The organism is Pseudoalteromonas amylolytica, from assembly GCF_001854605.1.
Taxonomy (GTDB): domain Bacteria; phylum Pseudomonadota; class Gammaproteobacteria; order Enterobacterales; family Alteromonadaceae; genus Pseudoalteromonas; species Pseudoalteromonas amylolytica.
In genome coordinates this window covers 154205-173833 of record NZ_MKJU01000006.1, presented here as the reverse complement: position 1 = coordinate 173833, position 19629 = coordinate 154205, and the positions used below count along the sequence as shown (strand labels likewise).

Below are 19629 nucleotides of genomic sequence, written 5' to 3'. Positions count from 1 at the left end.
TAAAGTTGGAATATAATAACTGGAAATATTAGTAATATATTTCAGTGAGTTATTTTCACTTGGCTACGCACTTCATTTAGCAAAACAAAATAAAGCACCGTTTATCCCTAATCACTTTTCTTTTGAAGAAAACGCAATGCAATAGGTCGCGTGCTGAGCCCATGTAAAAACACACTGAGCAAAATAGTGTAGGCCGCAACCTGTGCAATAAGCTCAGTACCCTCAATATTTGCTTGTAGTAGCATCAGTGTCAGGACCACTGACGCCAGTCCTTTTGGCCCAAACCACGCCAGCGTCAACTTCGCTTGAATATCTATTTTCGTTGGTAATAAACTTATAAGTACAGGAACGATACGAGTTACGCTGACCGCCAACAAAGCATACAACCACGCGGATGGCTGCTCATTTAATAGCACGGTTTGGCTAACAATCACGCCAAACAAAACCCATATCAACAACGTGGCAAAGTCAGCAATATGTTCACTGTCTTCAATGAGTTGCTCCTTAAAACTATGTTGATAGAACCTATCAAATAACAGGCCACTGACGAACACTGCAATAAAACCACTGCCATGAAGTAATTGAGTACATGAAAATATAGCCATCGCAATACCAACAAATACAAATGGGCTAGAGTTAAGCGCAAACAAATGCCTTTTATGAGCAGCGACAATGGCGGTAATCGCCAACCACGTCAGCACACCAGAAAGCAACAGCGCAATCCCCACCTCTTTAGCGAACAAGCCCAGTAGCTCAAACCAGCTTGCTTGCGTCTGCCCCACCATTACCGCTAACAAAAATACAAAAACAGGAATACATAAACCATCATTTAAGCCACTTTCAATATTGATGGCTTCTCTTAACTTGGCCGGCACATTCTTTTTGGTAATAAACCCTTTACATAAAGCTGCATCGGTTGGACTGATGATCACGGCAAGCAAAGCCGCATGTAGCCATGATAGCCCCAGTAACCAATGTGCCAGTAAAGTGCCAAATGCCATGGTCAGTGGCAGCGCCACTAACAGCATTAACACGGGAAGTTGGTAGGAATGAAAAAGTACCCTTAGCCGTGTTTTTGCCGCATCGCTGAACAGCACAATAGCCAAGGTGATTTCTATGATAGGCAGCACCAAAGCACTGTCTTGAATCTGGAAATGCCAAGCATCGGTAAACCACCAACCAAGAACACACCCTAAAGATACAAACCAAATCGGCCCCGTTAGCTCAGCTCGATTTAGCTGACGTACACTGATTGAATAAATAAAAATCGCCACGCCAATACAAGCCAGTGCATAATCTTCCATGTGATTCCCTTACACCTTGCCAAAGTGGATATAAAAAAACCGTCATCAAATGACGGTTTGGTCAATCACTTAAGCATGCGTCAATCTGACAAATAACTCAATATGCGTTTATACCTTGTTTGGTTTAGGCTTAAAGCGACGGCGCTTAGGCTTTGCATTGGTTGGGTTGTCAATTGCTGAGCGAACCCGTTGTGCCTTGGCATTTCCAGAGCCCGCTGGTTTACCCTTTTTCGCAGCTGGATTTTGTTGACGCTTGTTAGCATCCACCGCTTGGTGGTCTTGATGAGGCTTTGGTTTCTTAGGCTTTTTGGGCTTTTTAGCCTTAACCGGGCGTGTATCCAGTGCCTTTTCTGGTACTGGGTGCGTCGGTTCAAAACCAGGCTCTTGTGCACGTGGGATCAACGCACCAATAAAACGCTCGATTCCATATAGATCTGGTGCATCATCTAATGTCACAAACGACACCGCGAGGCCATCACTGCCCGCTCTCCCTGTACGGCCAATACGGTGTACATAATCTTCGTAAATATTTGGTAAGTCATAGTTCACAACATACGGAAGCTCAGCGATGTCTAATCCACGCGCCACTATATCTGTTGCCACAAGCACCGAGATCTCACCCGTTTTGAAGCCATTAAGTGCCTTGACACGCGCGGCCTGTGATTTATTACCATGAATTGCTGCACCGCTTATTTTGTCTCGCTCTAACTGAGTCACCAAACGATTTGCACCATGTTTAGTACGACAAAAAACCAGTACTTGCTGCCACTTTTTGCTGCGGATCAAATGGCTAAGTAGTTTAGTTTTTTGCGCTTTATCGATGCCATAAGCAAACTGCGTCACCGTCTTTGAGGCGGCATTTTTGGGTGTAACTGAAATCTCTACCGGATCGATGATCAACCCTTTTGCCAATGCTTGAATCGGCTCAGAAAAAGTCGCTGAAAACAGTAAGTTTTGGCGCTCCTTTGGTAGCAACTTAATAATTTTTTTGATGTCGTGGATAAACCCCATATCCAGCATACGGTCCGCTTCGTCCAGCACCAAAGTACGCAGTTGATTAAATTTAACAGCATTTTGGCTATATAAATCCAACAAACGCCCAGGCGTGGCGATTAAAATATCCACCCCTTTGCGTAATTGCATCATCTGCGGGTTTATTTTAACGCCACCATACACAACAGCACTGCGTAATCGTGTGCCCTGACTATATGCTTCAACGTTCTCAGCAATTTGTAGCGCAAGCTCACGAGTGGGCGCCAATACCAGCGACAAAGCCTGATTGGCATGAGGGCGCGGCTGATGTAATAGCTGTTCAATTATCGGGAGGGTAAAAGCGGCAGTTTTGCCCGTCCCCGTTTGCGCCGCAGCCATAACGTCTTTTCCAGATAATACAGCTGGGATACCTTGAGCCTGAATGGGCGTGGGTGTGCTATAGCCTTTTTCGGTAATACAGTGAACAATTTCGGGAGATAAACCCAAGTCAGAAAATGTCATTTAAACTCTCATGTGTTGGGGCTTATCTTCAACAATTAGGATAGGATCACAACAGTGGCATAAGCCCGAGTAACAAGACGTGTATGCGCATGTTTACTCAGCCAACTGTGTATGCATAAAGCTGATGACGACCATCACCTTATAGGCAAGACACTCAGTATAACAGATAGCAGCAAGTTACTCAGCATTGTACTGAGAATATCAAGGCATTATGCTCAAAACCTCACTCCTTATAACCAAATCACAATTGATTAACATGTACCTAAGCTTTATGCTGAGCTTTGCGTTGAGCAAAAATAATACAACTGTAAAGGAAACATCATGAACCTAAACAAAAGAAAAGTGCTGTCAGCATTGCTAGGGCTATCCGCCTTACCAATGCATGCATTCGCTTATGACTGTACAGGTCTATCAGCTTGGAATACGAGTGAAATCTATGTAAAGGGCGATCTGGTCACACAGCAAAATAGTGCTTTTGAAGCACAGTGGTGGACCACTGGTGAGTCGCCCGTCAACAATTCTGCCCCCTACTCGGTTTGGAAATCACTGGGTCAATGTGGCGGCAATCAAACACCAAACATTACCCTTACCAGCCCTGCTGATGGTACTGTTTTGCCAGTAAATGACAGCGCTGTTTTCAGCGCACAGGCAAGCGACAACGATGGACAAGTGGTACAAGTCGAGTTCTTTGTTAACGACCAGTCCATTGGCATAGACCGTGATGAACCATATCAAGTCAACTGGCAGAGCGTTTTGGGGGAGTATCAAATAAGTGCAACGGCAACGGACGATCAGGGTACCACCAAAAAGAGTAACATCGCCACACTGCTTGTGCGAGATGGTATGCCCAACCTGCCACCTACCATCGAGTTATTGAGCCCTGCCCACAACAGCCAATATAAAACCGGTGAAACCATCAAGATCAGTGCGGATGCACAGGATAAAGATGGACAAATCAAGGACGTTAGCTTTTGGTTAAATAACACCTTACTGGCAACTGATAGCAACGCACCTTACGAGTATAACTGGGTAGCAAGCGTTGGTGAGCAGCAAATTAAAGTCGTTGCCACTGATGATTTAGCTGCAACAGCAAGCGCCCAAGTAACTGTAGCGGTAACCGACCCAAGCTCGGGCGGCTGTGCAAACATCCCAGCTTATCAAGCAGGTGGACCCTATGCTGCGGGTGATGTTGTTTCTCATAACAACCACAAATACCACTGTGATGTCGGCCCGTGGTGCAGCTCAACAGCATTGTGGGCATACGAACCCGGCGTGGGGCAGCACTGGCAGGAAGCGTGGACTGATCAAGGTATCTGTGCCATCAAGCCTGACGTTAGTTTTGTAACGCCAGCACCAAACAGTACGCTCTTACAGGGCAATCAATATGAAATCAACGTGACTGCCAATGATGCAGATGGGCAAGTCGCACAGGTTGATGTTTATGCAAACAATACATTGCTAGCCAACCTGACCCAAGCCCCGTACAGCGTGAACTGGCAAGCTCAGCCATTGGGCGCGGTATCACTTAAAGCGATTGCGACCGATAATGAAGGCCACCAAGGCATAAGTGAACAAGTGGTCAATGTGACTGATAAGCCGTTGGTTGTCAGTATCACGGCCCCCACAGCTGGCACACAAATAACTTTGGGTAACTCAGTGCAACTCAAAGCCAGTGCCGCGGCTTTAGTTGGCGAGGTAACTCAAGTTAGTTTCTCGGTGGATGGTGTGGTTGTGGCAACAGATACCACTGCGCCCTACTCGGCCCCTTACACCCCTGCCAGCTTAGGCACTAAAACCATCGTCGCAGTTGCCAAAGACAATCAAGGCAATGAAGCAAGCAGTAATGGTGTCAGCGTAAAGGTCATAGACAAACCGCTTGGCAAAACACATAAGCTGATTGGCTACTGGCACAACTTTGTGAATCCAGCAGGTTGCCCAATACCGCTAAACCAAATGTCGGATGCATGGGATATCATAGATATTGCCTTTGCCGATAATGATCGAAATTCAAATGGTACTGTTCATTTCAACTTGTTTGAAAAAGACATTCATTCAAATTGCCCACCAATTGACCCTGTGCAATTCAAACAAGATATGCGTAATCTGCAAGCGCAAGGTAAAGTGTTTGTGTTAAGTTTGGGTGGCGCAGAGGGGACCATTACACTCAATACCGACAGTGATGAAGCAAACTTTGTTGCCAGTCTCACCGACATCATCAACGAATGGGGTTTTGATGGCTTAGACATCGACTTGGAAAGTGGTTCAAACCTAGTACATGGCTCGCAAATTCAGGCCCGTTTACCCAGAGCTTTAAAGCAAATTGAGCAAAATGTTGGTGGCGATATGGTACTGACCATGGCACCTGAGCATCCCTATGTGCATGGCGGCATGATTGCCTACACGGGTATTTGGGGCGCTTATATTCCCCTTATCAATGAACTGCGCGATACGCTAGATCTATTGCATGTACAGCTATACAACAATGGTGGTTTGCCCAACCCTTACGAGCCTGGCAGCGCGCCTGAGGGCTCAATCAATATGATGGTTGCACATGCCAAGATGCTCATTGAGGGCTTTGAATTGGCCGATGGCACTCAGTTTATGCCACTTCGCGATGATCAGGTTGCAATTGGTTTGCCCTCTGGCCCTCAATCAGCCAATTCCGGTCAAGCGCCGATAGGTAATATCACCGCGGCATTAGACTGTTTAATCAAGGGTGTGAGCTGTTCGAGTATTGTTCCGAGCAAGTTGTACCCTAATTTTGGAGGGGTGATGACGTGGTCCATCAACTGGGATAAATACGATGGCTATAATTTCTCGAAACCCATTGGCGACAAACTAGATCAGCTAAATCAAGAACACTAAGCTGCTCATAAAATCATACACGCGCATATTAAACTCATATTCCTGAGTTTAATATGCCTTTTTAATAAGCCGCATTTAAATTCACCTAGCTACACAACGAGCAATCAACCAACTAAATCTTCGCCTATTGACATACACCGTTGCCGTAACTTTCTATAAAAAACAATTCATTGAAGTTTTAATTGATACAGTATAACATCTTACAAATTGATATGATATAACATTTCAAGAGATATTAAATGCACAAACTTTTCCAAGTGAACCTACTGGGTGCGGCGGTGGTAACGGTAATATTGTCAGGCTGTGGCGATGTAAAAACCACAATAGTTAAAAAGGAGTCTGTTGAAGTACCCAGTGAGAGTAACAACGATAGTGATTATGCCATAGAGTCAATGGGCCGATTAGCTATCCTCTCAAGCCAAAGCGCAGATCTGAGTATCTTTGATTTAGACAATGGTAATTTACTGGAAAGTTTTGCACTGACGCATAGCTCAAATACACTCACAGCTTCCCCAAGCTATCGCTATGCGGTCATTAATAGCCGCAATCAAAATTACGTAGGTTTTATTGACGGGGGTCTGTGGCGTGAAGATCATGTAGCGCATCAACACGATTATGCACAAACGCCGCTGATGAGTGCTTATGAATTAACAGGCAGTGCGCCAACTCACCTTGTAAAACACGATGGACAAATGGCCATCTTTTATGACGGTAATGCCGAACAAGGCACGCCCGCATCAGTACAGGTTGCCACTGACATTGATATCACCAATGAGAGCGCTGAATTAGCAACGATAAATTACGATATTAACATGCATGGCGTGGCTGAACCACGAGGTGAACACTTACTTGCATCAGTGCGTCGCGACGATTCACAAGCACGTCAGCAAATAAAATTCTGCCCGATCAGGTCGGCGTATACCACCGTCACGAAGGTACGTACGAGTTGAAACAACTACTAGAAGTTACCTGCCCGAACTTACACGGCGCAGCGCAAAACCATGACTTTGTGGCTTTTGGTTGTAGTGATGGCGTGTTGATAGCCCACCAGCATGGTGATCAGTATGAGGCTGATAAAATAGCAAATATTGATGAACTGGGTGAGCTACGCATTGGCGCTTTATATGGACATGAAGCAAGTGAGGCCTTCATTGGTATTGCTTCGAGTCACGGTGGCGGTCCTGCCATTTTAGTCAGTGTTAACCCGCATAATAACGAAATGGAAACACTGGAATGGCAACCTACGGCCAATCCTGTTGCTTACAGCTTTTCACACCAAGGCGAACATTTTCTGGTACTTGATGAACAAGGCGTCTTAAATGTTCTTAGCCCCCATGAACATGACAGCCATATACACTGGGAATTACACTCTCAGTTAGATATTTCAGAGCAAGATGTTACAGCGATGCCTGACGGCATGAAGTTCAGCATGACGGTCGCGCAAAATGGCCTCTACGTGTATGTTTGCGACCCGATTGCACAACATGTAGTTCAGATTGACCTACAAAGCATGACCATCACCTCAGATATCGAACTGAGCTTTGCGCCTAGCGCAATTACATGGTTAGGCATTGCTGAAACTACACAAAAGCATCACTAGAGACACCAACCATAAAATAACCAATCAAGCTGATGCCAGCCTATTCCACCTGGTTGGTGGGGTAGGCGCATAAGTGTATGGTGCTATTTACTGCTCTCTAGTGCGTCTTAGTTGACGCTTCTTGAACTTACTTTTTAGTGTGGTATATAGCAAAACACTACCACTACACCACATAAAAAATAACAAAATCGCTGCGGGTAGAAACAGCCAAAGCTTTGCCCATTCGGCAAACCAACTACCGTCGTGGATAGCTTCAATGGTATCTGAGCGCCGATAAGCAATCTGTAAAACCGCTCCCGATTGCGCATCTATCTGAGCCTCCCAACTATTCGCCGCAACGAGCTTAATTACTCCCTTGTTTGGTCTTACATCAAGTCGGTCAATCTGTTGCCAACTAGACACTTCTAATTCAGGGATTGACTTTGCAACGTGTAAAATCTGCTCAAAATGAATGCTTGGGCTACCCGTTTGACCTTTTTGCGTTGCCGGTTGCACCCATTCAAACTGTTTTTTAACTTGTAATAGGAGGCCGCTACCAATGACGATAACGCAAGGGACTAAGATCATTAGGGCCAACCACAAATGTACATGGCGGCTAAACTGCCTCAATTTACTCAACACAACTCACTCCAACTTCAAAAATGGGCTAATACAATATTTGGGCACGCATCACACACCAGTTGACTTGAGCATAGACTCACCCACTAGAAAGTCATTCTCATCGTCAAATGTATGTCTCGACCTTTTGCAAACGGAGCAAGATCATCGCGAGAGGTGACATATAAGCGGTTCGTCAGGTTTGTCACATGCAGCGCAAGCGTGAGATTATCATGTACTTGATAGTCATATCCCGCATCCAAAATTGATACTGCATCGCGGGGTAACTCCCCCTCAGCCGATTCTTCACTCGACTGTCTATGTGTCAAAGCAATAAAGCCCTGACCGTACTTACCATAGGCAGAAATAGCAATGCGATGTTGAGCGGGTGATATATCAGCGATGCGCATACCTTGCTGGTTTTCGCCATCTAACCATTGTCCTGAGAAGCTCAGTGTCCAATGCAAGTCGATGTGATCAAACTCATACTGCCCTTGATAATTAACGCCATGGACGATTGCGCTACTCACATTACGATAAGCCAACAGATCTTCTGCAATTCTCAAACGTTCAATATAGTCGTCAATGTTTTGTTGAAACACGCCAATAGACATCTCTAGCGCATCTCCTTGAAAGCTTAGACTAGTCTCGGTATTGAACGACTTTTCGGTTGCCAAATCAGTCGCCCCCATTACTGTCCCTCTGGGGGTAGAGCCATGAAAGTATCGCTCTGTTAAACTCGGCACTCGATAAGCTTGACTCAGATACCCCGCCCACTGCCAATGGTCATTGAGCTGATGTATATAGCCTATAAATGCGCTCAAGTTTGTGTCTTGACTCGTGTGCTTGGAGCGTGTGTCACGCTGGCGTTGCTGCGCCATTCTCACGCCACCAGCCAAGCTACCATAACGCAACTCGTTACTAAACTCTGTGGCCAGGTATGCCTCAAATTGCTGAGCATCCAAAACCAACTGCTCAAACGTGAGATCACTGGCGTGTGCTGTTTCTCGTTCTGAGGCTTTAACCCCAGTTCTTGCATCTATCCCCGCACGCCAATTGAACAAATAGTCGTGATGACGAAACTCCTCATTGAGCTGTACCCCCATGTCAAGTGAGTCGTTTGCCACCATATTCACCCGCTTGGTTGGCCGCTTCACAACGGTTTGTAGTTTGCTGTCATGCAAGTACACACTCATATTCAACCAATCAAGCTGCAGCTTTGCCAGTATGTGATCATTGCTTGGATAAATAGTCGAACGCTTGGTCACTTCATCTGCACTGGCTTTTGCGATGTTATTTGCCGATGAATATAACAATAAGCTTTCACGCACATGGCCTGAATCTGCGCGATGGCGAATAAGCATATTGTGTTGTTCAAATCCATCCAAAATTGTGCCGCCATCTCCGTCACGACTATTGTTTGCATGGCGATGGTTCAGCATCCAACTCATATTATGATTGTCTGCCAGGCCTTCTACTTGAACTTCCCGATAATCTGCAAGGTAACCTTGGCGATATTCAATCGCTGGCTGGTTTGCAAAAGCCAGTGACAAATCAATGCCACCTCCTATCGCACCAGAACCCAACTGGGTAGACGCCGCCCCCTGAGTAATATGCGCCTGCTCGACAAAGCTAGGTGGCACAAACTCGACAGATGTACCTGCACGTCGCTCCGTATATATCGGAACTCCCTCAACTAACATCTGGATACGCCAACGGGCAAATCCACGAATATTGATGGTCTGAAACAAGCCCCCTTGCCCATTGAGGCTCACCAGCGGCGACTGCTGTAAAAGTGTAGCTAAACCGTCCGCACTGAAACGGGTTTCATCAAGCACCTTTTGCTGTGGTAAAACTTTTGACAATGAGCGCTGATATGGCGGGATCTGCTCTATCACTTCGATACGCTCTTCGACCATTTTCGCACTAGCAAAAAGGGGTAAACAGGGCAAGCTGATGAGTAAAAATCTAAGATCCATAACAACGATACATTGGGCTTTGAGGGCGTTCATCCGCTCCATAGCGCGTTTAACAATTGCGGCCAGCTTACACAAAAAAGTAATGAATGTAACAACTTCAAGACGAACGTGCGAAACCTGCATTTCATCCCTTTTCTTTTGCATTAACTTGATGTTGACACTAACGTCGATAGCGAACATGAAGAATAATAATCCTACTTGAGGCATAAAATGAAAAATCTACTCAAAGCAGCAATCGCCGCTTCTTTTGTGGTTTCCTCTGTACCAATACTCGCAAAAGACAAGGCCGGTGACGCCGATAATAAGGCACTATTTAGCAGTACAACCTTTGAAGCGATGGCACTGAGAAATATTGGTCCCGCCTATATGTCAGGTCGTATTGCTGACATTGAAGTGGATCAAAACAACCCCTCGACTTGGTTTGTCGCCGTGGGCTCAGGTGGTATTTGGAAAACTGTCAATGCCGGAACTACTTGGACACCGGTTTTCGATAAACAAGCGGTTTACTCAACCGGTGATGTCACCATAGACCCTAACAACTCCAACATTATTTGGGTAGGAACGGGTGAAAATAACGGTGGTCGTCATATTAGTTTTGGCGACGGTATTTATAAGTCGGTAGACGGTGGTAAAACTTGGCAGAACATGGGCCTAAAAGAGTCCGAACGCATCTCCGATATCATCGTTCACCCTAGCAACTCAAACATTGTATGGGCTGCCGTGCAGGGGCCACTGTGGACCAGTGGCGGCGAACGTGGATTGTACAAAACAACAGACGGTGGTGAAACTTGGAAGCAAGTACTCAAGCCTGCAGATGAGTGGACCGGGGTAACCTCACTACTGGTTGACCCACGCAACCCGGACAGGCTCTATGCCGCAACTTGGTCTCGCCAACGTACAGTGGCAGCTTATGTGGGCACGGGCCCAGGTTCAGGTATCCATACCTCAGAAGATGGTGGCCAAACATGGACTGAGCTTAAAACAGGCCTGCCTACAGGTAACATGGGTAAAATAGGTATGGCAATTTCGCCAATCAACCCAGATATTATTTACGCCACCATTGAAACAGATAACCGTAAAGGTGGGTTTTATCGCTCAGAAAACCGTGGCGCGAGCTGGAGTAGACTGTCAGACGAGGTAGGTGGCGGCACCGGCCCTCACTACTATCAAGAAATTTTCGCTGATCAGCATCAGCTGGACCGTGTCTACATTGCCAGTAACTACAGTAAAGTCTCTAATGATGGTGGTAAAACTTGGACACCTATCAACACAAAACGTAAGCATGTGGACGACCATGCCTTTGCCTTCCACCCGACCGATAAAGATTTTGTCCTGATAGGGTCTGACGGTGGTATTTACATGTCTCATGACCGCATGAAAAACTGGCGTTTTATGGCCAACTTGCCACTGACTCAATTTTATAAAGTGGCGCCGGATGATGGTAAACCTTTCTACCGAGTTTATGCTGGTGCACAAGATAACTCAACACAAGGCGGCCCTTCTCGCACCATCCGCTCCGAAGGTATCAAAAACAAAGATTGGTTTTTAACCCTTGGTGGCGATGGCCATCAGCCCGCCGTTGAGCCAGGTAACCCCAACATAATGTACTCACAATGGCAGCAAGGCAATCTAATGCGCCATGATTTAAAAACACGTGAGAACGTTTATATTAAACCTCAACCTCGCCCTGGTGAGCCTGCTGAACGCTACAACTGGGATGCCCCTATCAACGTTTCAAGTCATGATCCAAAACGTATTTATCATGCCTCTCAACGTGTGTGGCGCTCTGATGACCGTGGCGATAGCTGGACACCGATTTCAGGTGATTTGACTAAAAACGGTAACCGTATGCATATGCCGATGATGGGACGCACTTGGTCGGTAGAAGCGGGTTGGGACTTGTATGCAATGAGTGAGTATCACACCATCGCAAACTTCTCAGAAAGCCCAGTTGATGAGAACATCCTTTGGGTTGGCACCGATGATGGTCTCATTCAAGTCACCACTGATGGCGGTAAAAACTGGCGAAAAATCGACCTTAAAAAGGTTAAAGGTGTGCCTGAAACAGCATACGTTAATGATATTAGAGCCGATTTATTCGACCCAAATACGGTTTATGTCGCGCTCGATAACCATAAATACGGGGATTTCAAACCTTACCTCATAAAATCGACCAACTTAGGCAAAAAGTGGACCTCGCTGAGCCAAGACCTGCCAGACAAGCACCTCGTTTGGCGTATCGTACAAGACCACGTCAACAAAGACTTGCTGTTTATCGGTACTGAATTTGGTATTTTCTTCACCGTGGATGGCGGTAAAAAGTGGCTTGAACTAGACGGTGGCATGCCCACTATCTCAACCCGTGACGTGAAAATACAGCGTCGTGAAAACGACTTAGTGGCAGGCACATTTGGCCGTGGTATCTACATCCTAGATGACTATGCGCCACTTCGTGAGCTAAACGAAGAAGCTATGGAAAAGGACGCGCTGCTGATTGCCCCTAGCCGCCCAGTCAAATGGTTCCGTTTAGACGACAACCACAGCGAAACGGATGGTGACGATCGTTTTGCCGCACCAAACCCAGCTCACGGCGCGACTTTGACCTATTTCCTTAAAGAGAGTTTGCTCACGGCCAAAGAACAGCGCCAAGAGCAAGAGAAGAAGCTGGTAGAAGATAAAGAATATCCGAAATATCCAAGCTGGGACGCCATTGAAGCTGAAAATCAAGAGCCTGCGCCAGCCGTTTATATTGAGATAACGGATGCTTCTGGGGCGTTTGTTAACCGAGTTGCAGGAAAAACCAAGAAAGGTTTACACCGTATTACTTGGAATATGACTTATGCCGATACGAGCGCAATCACGGGCGAGGAGCGCTCACCTTGGCACCCTCTAGGTGATGGCTTGATGGCAGCCCCAGGTAAATACACCGCCACACTCTATCAGCGCGTAGGCGCTCAAGTGACGCAATTAGCAACACCTGTTGAGTTTGAGCTACAGCCTATTTTTAATGGCTCATTGCCGGGCGCTTCATTTGCAGATGTACTAGAGTTTGGCCAACAAATTGTTGCAGCTCAAAGACGCTCAACTGCTGCCAGTAGCATACTGAGCACCATGAAAGAAAACATGAAAGCAGTTCGTACGGCACTTGATCGCACACCGGGCAACATTACAGCGCTCGAAAAGCGCTATGCTGATATTCAAAATGAACTTCATGCGATCAATGTCGAGCTATACGGTCTAGCTTCACGCAATAGAATGGGCACTAAACCTGCCAACATCGACAGCCGCTTAAACTATGCGATGTCGGGAGCAAGCTCATCTTATGGCCCAACACAGCAACACCGTGAGCAGTTTAGCTACGCTCTGGAAGGACTTGATGGGGTGAGTAAGCGCATTAGCACATTGCAACAGGTAACAATTCCTGCGCTGCAAAAAGCAATGAATGAGGCTGGCAGCCCATGGACTGCTGGTTCACCACTTATGATGCCATAAAGACTAGCTATCTAGATTAACCCAAACGGCACCTACTTAGGTGCCGTTTTTCTACCAGACAAGTCGCAAATTATCTACCTGCATACCCAACGCAAAAGAAATCAAGACGATAAAAACGCATGGCAACACAACATAAGTAAACCATCAGAACTCTATCGTATCTCCCAAAATAGGAATATCCGCCTTAATATCATGCTGTTGTTCAAGCTTATCCGCCAAAGAAATCAAGACGATAAAAACGCATGGCAACACAACATAAGTAAACCATCAGAACTCTATCGTATCTCCCAAAATAGGAATATCCGCCTTAATATCATGCTGTTGTTCAAGCTTATCTGCCAATGCAGCTAACGCGTCGGGTTCACCATGAACTAACACCACTTTGGGCACGGTTTTAAAATGGCAAACCCATTCAATTAAAGCGGCCTGCCCAGCATGAGCAGAAAAGCCATTTAAGGTTTCAATATTGGCTTTGACAATAATATCTTCACCAAACAGCTTGATGTGTTGCGCACCATCAACCAAAGCCCTACCCAGTGTGCCATTGGCCTGATAACCCACAAAAATGATAGTATTGCGACTATCCCAAATACGGTGTTTGAAGTGGTGGGTGATCCGCCCGCCCGTACACATGCCGCTTCCAGCAATGATCAAAGCTCCATTACTGATCTTATTGATAGCCATAGACTCTTCTGCATCGACCATTAAGTGTAATGTCGAAAGAAAGTTCTTTAGCAGAGTTTGCTCACCCGAGCACAACTTTTTCACGCCTTCACAGTCGAGTGTTGGTAGCCACTGGTCATAAATCGCGGTCACTTCAATCGCCATAGGGCTATCTAGGAAAATCTGCCAATTGTCGAGCTCTTTTGCCTGCTGGAGTTTGCCAAGATAAAGCAATAACTCTTGCGTGCGCCCCACAGCAAAAGCTGGGATCATCACATTTCCTCCTCTGGCAAAGGCAGTATGAAGAATATCTTTTAGTTGAGCCTGCGTATCACCTAACGACTTATGCTCACGATCGCCATAAGTCCCCTCCATCAGCACAATATCAGCTTCTTCAAGGTACACAGGGTCATTCATCAACAATGTATCGGTATTGCCTAAATCTCCCGAGAAGACCAACTTCTTTTGTTCGCCATTCTCAGTCATGATTAGCTCTACAATCGCCGACCCCAGAATATGCCCTGCATCATGAAAACAAACAAATGCGCCTTCGCCTATTGGCACTCGTTGCTTATAAGCAATTGGCTTGAGGCAGTCCAAGACATTTAGTACGTCTTCCTTTGAATACTGCGCTTCAATATCTGACAGGCCCTTACGCGCCCGCTTACGCTTTTCTCGGCGCAAGTCATTTTCATACAAACTCAAAGAATCAAATAGCATCACGGGTAAAAGCTGCGCTGTAGCCTCAGTGCAATAAATCGGGCCATCAAATCCGTCATGTAAAAGGGATGGCAGGCGACCGGAGTGATCCAGGTGCGCATGAGATAAAATAACCATATCTATGCTACGAGGGTTAAAAGCAAACTGAGCACGAGAAATAAGATACTTAGCCCTCATTCCTTGGTGCATTCCACAATCGAGCATCACCTCACCAAGGGTTGCGGAACGAACAACGTGGCACGACCCCGTCACCTCCTGAACAGCACCATAAAAAGTAATTGTTGCCATAGACTTATCTCACATTTATGCATAGGTAAAAAACCTTCGGATGAGATCAAGTGTAGCTGTAAATTACACTATGGCTGGTATTCCATGCGAATAACCATGACGATGTGTATTGAATTAAAAATCTCTGAGCATCGAAAGCAAAGGCGGATGTTTATTGTAGTGCTAATAACTATGTGAAGTGTAATGTGATAACTAAGAAATTTAGAAAGCCGCTTGACTTACATAAGCAAATCAAGCGGCTACTAAAATTATTGAGTCAGCCTATAAGCCGGGTTCTGTACTCTTGCGAGCGATAATCATTCGTCTAGGCCCAGGATCGCTCCTAGGCTCAAGCAACCTACCCGGTTCCGATGTGGGCCACACCATAAGGAACCCTATTTGGTCTTGCTCCGGGTGGAGTTTACCTTGCAACCAACTGTTACCAGTGGCCCGGTGCGCTCTTACCGCACCCTTTCACCCTTACCAACCCGAAAGTTGGCGGTCTCCTCTCTGCTGCACTTGTCGTAGGCTTTCGCCCCCCAGCCGTTAGCTGGCACCCTGCCCTGTGGAGCCCGGACTTTCCTCCCCCTGATCATTTTCGTCACAGGCAGCGATTATCCAGCCGACTCGGCGCGGATTATACGCGGAATCTCGATACATGCCTATAGCTTCAGTGATAAATTATGTCAGCTAGGCTCGATTTTTGGGTTTGCGCTAAATGAAACTGTACTACCAAGTTCACCAACACCAACATGGTGATGCCTATCAACAACATAAGCCAGTTGCTCACTCTCGCTATCGCAAACGCTTCATTTAACCAATTTGCGAAAAACACAGACAACAACGTACCTATGAGTACACCAGCTAAACACACCAACGAAAACTCCAAGGTGACCATCGCCATCTGTCGGTTAGCGCTAAGCCCCAGTGCTCTGGCTATACCCATCGATTTTTTACGCGCAACGAAGTTAAATTTCACTACACCCCAAACGGCTGCGAACACCACCAGTAAAAATGCCATTATCACTGCTTTTAATATTGCCCCCAAAGCCATTTCCTTTTGTAACCCCAGTGAACGCTGTGCTAATAAAGGTTCATTGCGTGTGAGCAAGCGCTTTACTGGCTGAGCATAAATCACATCAGCTAGCTTCTGCGATAATGATTGTATGCTTTGTGGATTGTTTGTATGTACCAACATGGATGTCCATTTCCCGAGCTTTTGCTGAGGTAGCACAAGGGTAAACTTACCTCTTTGTGCCTTAAAGTTGGCTCCTACCAGAGGGTCTAAAACACCAATCACAGTGTAACTTTGAGCGGCGTTTTGTATCGTTTTGCCCAACGGTGAATCATCCCCGAAAAGCTTACTTGCTAGTGTTTGATTAATGATAACCAAGGTTGGTTGTAGCGCATCTTCAGCTGTTGCTGGCACCACTTCAGATGCGTTAAAGTTACGCCCCGCGACCAACTCAATATCTAGTGCAGGTAAAAAGTATTCATCAGCATAAAACACGCTGACAGTTATCTCGTCTTGACCATTACCGCGTTCTAGCGTCATCTCAGGCCCCCCGCCGCCATATGGGGTAGGCGTAGCAAAACTGACCACATCAACGTCTGGCAAAGACAATAACGCATCTCTATCGGCTTGCGCTTGTGCACTGTGATCCACACCGTCTTCCAGATACTTAACCCATAATGCAACAGTGTTTGCCCCCAAATACGGAGTTTGCTCGATATCCTGATGTGTTTTAAGTAACACTGCCAGCGCATTAACAAGCACCATTACCGCCAATGCTATAATAAATGCCATCATGGCAAATGGTAGCTTACGGTAGTGAATAAACTTCATCATTGTTTTTATGTTCATAGCTTACCTGCGAATATAAATGCTCTTGCTGTGGCAGCATTGGCTAATTGGCAACACACTCGCCAGAATCACACCAAACAAACAACACACTGCGGCAATAACAATCGGTGTAAGGTCTAAACTTGCAACCTGTTGATAACTGCTGCCATACAGCTTCTCCATATAACTCAAGCCCAGAGCGGTCAGTAACATACCCAGTACACAGCCGCCTAGTGCCAATAAAGTTAACTCTGCAAACAACATGCTCGATACGTATCGCTTGGATGCACCAAGTGCCCGATAAACACTTAAAGCGCGACGGCGCGTTGCATAACTTGCAAACAATAACGCACTCACACAAACCAGACAGATCACTAAAAACACTATCGCCAACATTAAAAGTAGCTTGCTATCACCGTTAACCACTTGATTTCTCTCTAGCCATTGCGCCGACGAGAGTAACTCAAACTGCTTATGCCCTCTGAGCATTCTACCCTTTAAAGATTGTTGCTCAGTGTAGCCTGCCAGCGCCGTATTAAATGCTTCCATATCTTGCTTTGAGTCAAACTGAACCCATAGTTGTAGCCAAATCATTGAAGTTGTCAGGACATCTCGAAAGCCACTCATTGGCTCATCTCTCCAGCCAAGTAAACGGCCATGCGGTAATACGTCATGCTCAATAGCGGTATGAAAAGGTATATATAAATCCTCCGTTGCGGCATAGGGATCAACGTGTAAATCGTATACCTTAGGCGTCATTTCAAACTCAGTTAGCACTCCCACTACGGTGTAAACTTTACCGTCTAAATACACGAGTTGCCCTACACTGTCACTTGAGTCAAACAATACTTTGTTGGCATGAGAAGATAACACCACCACCGCGGTTCGATTCACATCCTCTTCAAAACTCCATGGTGCACCATACTTAAATTGTGTATGGAAAATACTGAAGAAATCAGGCGTCGTTGCTCTGGTGGTGAGTTCATACACATAGGATGAGTTTGGGTGCTGAGCTACAAGTTTTGAATCATAAGTAAGCGCTCCTTTACTTGCTCCTAAAAACTGTAGCAATGCCGTACCATCTTGATAGCTCAACAGCGGTGGTGTCCACTGTAAATCTTTGTCTGGACTCCAGTCATCAATGGTGACATAACGTGTATCGTGTTGAACATCAGACATGGGGTTGCTCGACATAATGTGATAGACACTGTAAGTTGTGCCAAACGCACCCAGTCCCGTTGCGATTAACAACACCACCAGCACACTCACTAATGACTGTGATTTTAGATTACAAACTAGGGTGCTTAACCGCATGAGGCTAGCTCCTGTGGCTGTACTTCTACAATTTTACCATCGGACAAGCTAATTTTTCGTGATGCCAGGTTCGACAGGTTTTCATCATGCGTCACCATTAAAATGGTGGTGCCTTGGCGGTTAATTTCTTGTAATAACTGCATGATCTCAAAAGCCATTTGAGAATTTAAGTTACCCGTAGGTTCATCTGCTAAGATCATTTTTGGCTCGCAAACCAAAGCGCGTGCAATCGCCACACGCTGTTGTTGTCCACCTGAGAGCAAGTACGGCTTGTGATGCACTCTTCCTTGCAAGCCCATTCTTTGTAGTTGATATAATGCCCTGTCTTTTGCGTCCTGCGTTTTTACGCCTGCGATTTCAAGTGGCAACATCACGTTACTCAACACATCCAGCTCTGGTAGCAAGTTGAAATCTTGGAAAATAAATCCCAGATAGCGATTGCGCATGGCTGACAGCTTAGTGTCGCTCAGCTTACTGACGTCGTGACCTGCCAACGCCAAGCTACCACTTTGAAATCGCTCTAGTAATCCTATGGTATTGAGTAAGGTCGTTTTGCCCGCCCCAGACGGGCCGACAATGGACACAAACTCCCCCTCATTGACACAAAAAGACAGCGACTTAAACACTTGTGTACGAATGCTTCCCACGTCGTAATATTTGCTTAACGCGTTTACCTTAATAATTGACTGCATTATAAATTTCCTGAGTTTAACCACCCAAAGATTGATACTTTGGCCTGCCAATGATCCATAGCCCTTTACCTAGTAACGCAAACACAATCAGCCAAAAAAGCTGTAATTGCATTGCCTCAAGGCCTGCGACCCCACCCGTGTTGATAATTTGAGAAATGGGCGCATGAAACAGCGCCGCAAAAGGCGAATAGGACGCGATGTTTCCCATCCAACCAGGTAACAGGCTAAGTGGTAGCAACTGCCCTGACAGCAACATCATAACGCTAAAAAGAATATCTCTTAGCCCAAACACCTTCTCAAGCCACAGCGATAAAAGCCCGATCACCTTTTGAATTTCGATAAGTATTAGCAAAGACAAAACACAGGCGATAAAAAATTGCAGCCAACTACTCGCTCCATACTGGACCTGTGAATACCACACCGCCACCACTAATACCGGCGTGGCAAAAAGCGCATCGACACAGGGCCTTGCGAGATTTTTGCTGCTAATCACGGTTAAGTAATCAAATGGTCGACACAGGTATTTATCTAACCCTCCCTCGTTAATGTCGCTCCATACTTGATAGTTAACCGAATAAGCACTCGATAAAAAGGCATTAATAAAGTGCACCAAAAAGTAATACATCACCACATCTTGAAAACCAAGCCCAGCAATGGAGTCGGTAAATTGAAAAATACCGCGCCACAACAAATAGATGATCAGTAGCTGCAAAGGGTGTGATAACAACCAGGCATACACATTCATTCTAAAATGCGCAACTTCTTTAAGCTCTATTTTGATCAGGTTGATAATGCCCAT

13 protein-coding genes and 1 other RNA gene are annotated in these 19629 nt (G+C 45.9%); 4 read left to right on the top strand and 10 right to left on the bottom strand.

The window, feature by feature from the left end; translation table 11 throughout:
- Positions 1-107: 107 nt before the first annotated feature.
- Complete coding sequence (locus BET10_RS02280; protein WP_070983202.1) at positions 108-1304, bottom strand: cation:proton antiporter; 1197 nt, start codon at positions 1302-1304, stop codon at positions 108-110.
- A gap of 108 nt (positions 1305-1412) precedes the next feature.
- Positions 1413-2798, bottom strand: coding sequence for a DEAD/DEAH box helicase (locus BET10_RS02275; RefSeq protein ID WP_070983201.1), 1386 nt, complete (start codon positions 2796-2798; stop codon positions 1413-1415).
- A gap of 321 nt (positions 2799-3119) precedes the next feature.
- On the opposite strand from BET10_RS02275, the gene BET10_RS02270 reads away from it, so the two are divergent.
- The 3 genes from BET10_RS02270 (at position 3120) to BET10_RS22020 (ending at position 7263) form a co-directional block, all read left to right on the top strand.
- Positions 3120-5663, top strand: a complete 2544-nt coding sequence (locus BET10_RS02270; protein ID WP_083330401.1) for an Ig-like domain-containing protein — start codon at positions 3120-3122, stop codon at positions 5661-5663.
- Between the two features lie 239 nt (positions 5664-5902).
- Positions 5903-6613 carry a hypothetical protein gene (locus tag BET10_RS22025; protein ID WP_338053284.1) on the top strand — a complete coding sequence of 237 codons (711 nt, stop codon included), beginning with the start codon at positions 5903-5905 and terminating at the stop codon, positions 6611-6613.
- Positions 6610-7263 carry a hypothetical protein gene (locus BET10_RS22020; protein ID WP_338053283.1) on the top strand — a complete coding sequence of 218 codons (654 nt, stop codon included), beginning with the start codon at positions 6610-6612 and terminating at the stop codon, positions 7261-7263. Before BET10_RS22025 ends, BET10_RS22020 begins: the two co-directional genes overlap by 4 nt.
- An 87-nt stretch (positions 7264-7350) precedes the next feature.
- Here BET10_RS22020 and BET10_RS02260 read toward each other — a convergent pair whose 3' ends face one another.
- Together BET10_RS02260 and BET10_RS02255 are read right to left on the bottom strand one after the other, a co-directional pair.
- On the bottom strand, positions 7351-7884 hold the full coding sequence (locus BET10_RS02260; RefSeq protein ID WP_096348917.1) for a PepSY domain-containing protein: 534 nt from the start codon (positions 7882-7884) through the stop codon (positions 7351-7353).
- 83 nt (positions 7885-7967) lie between these two features.
- Positions 7968-9962 carry a TonB-dependent receptor plug domain-containing protein gene (locus BET10_RS02255; protein ID WP_170829093.1) on the bottom strand — a complete coding sequence of 665 codons (1995 nt, stop codon included), beginning with the start codon at positions 9960-9962 and terminating at the stop codon, positions 7968-7970.
- Positions 9963-10049: 87 nt separating this feature from the next.
- On the opposite strand from BET10_RS02255, the gene BET10_RS02250 reads away from it, so the two are divergent.
- Positions 10050-13331 carry a VPS10 domain-containing protein gene (locus tag BET10_RS02250; RefSeq protein ID WP_070983199.1) on the top strand — a complete coding sequence of 1094 codons (3282 nt, stop codon included), beginning with the start codon at positions 10050-10052 and terminating at the stop codon, positions 13329-13331.
- Positions 13332-13598: 267 nt separating this feature from the next.
- On the opposite strand, the gene BET10_RS02245 is transcribed toward BET10_RS02250, so the two are convergent.
- The 6 genes from BET10_RS02245 to BET10_RS02220 form a co-directional block, all read right to left on the bottom strand.
- Entirely contained in the window at positions 13599-15002 is a 1404-nt protein-coding gene (locus tag BET10_RS02245; protein WP_070983198.1) for an MBL fold metallo-hydrolase RNA specificity domain-containing protein, read from the bottom strand.
- 248 nt (positions 15003-15250) lie between these two features.
- Positions 15251-15611, bottom strand: an RNA gene (rnpB, locus tag BET10_RS02240) — RNase P RNA component class A.
- Between the two features lie 40 nt (positions 15612-15651).
- Positions 15652-16845: an ABC transporter permease gene (locus BET10_RS02235; protein WP_070983197.1), complete on the bottom strand. Its 1194-nt coding sequence runs from the start codon at positions 16843-16845 to the stop codon at positions 15652-15654.
- 3 nt (positions 16846-16848) lie between these two features.
- Positions 16849-18138 (bottom strand): ABC transporter permease, encoded by a 1290-nt coding sequence (locus BET10_RS02230; RefSeq protein ID WP_070983196.1) that lies wholly within the window; start codon positions 18136-18138, stop codon positions 16849-16851.
- On the bottom strand, positions 18129-18830 hold the full coding sequence (locus BET10_RS02225; protein WP_237124717.1) for an ABC transporter ATP-binding protein: 702 nt from the start codon (positions 18828-18830) through the stop codon (positions 18129-18131). The genes BET10_RS02230 and BET10_RS02225 overlap by 10 nt, the downstream gene beginning before the upstream one ends.
- 16 nt (positions 18831-18846) lie before the next feature.
- Positions 18847-19629, bottom strand: coding sequence for an ABC transporter permease (locus tag BET10_RS02220; RefSeq protein WP_070983195.1), 783 nt, complete (start codon positions 19627-19629; stop codon positions 18847-18849).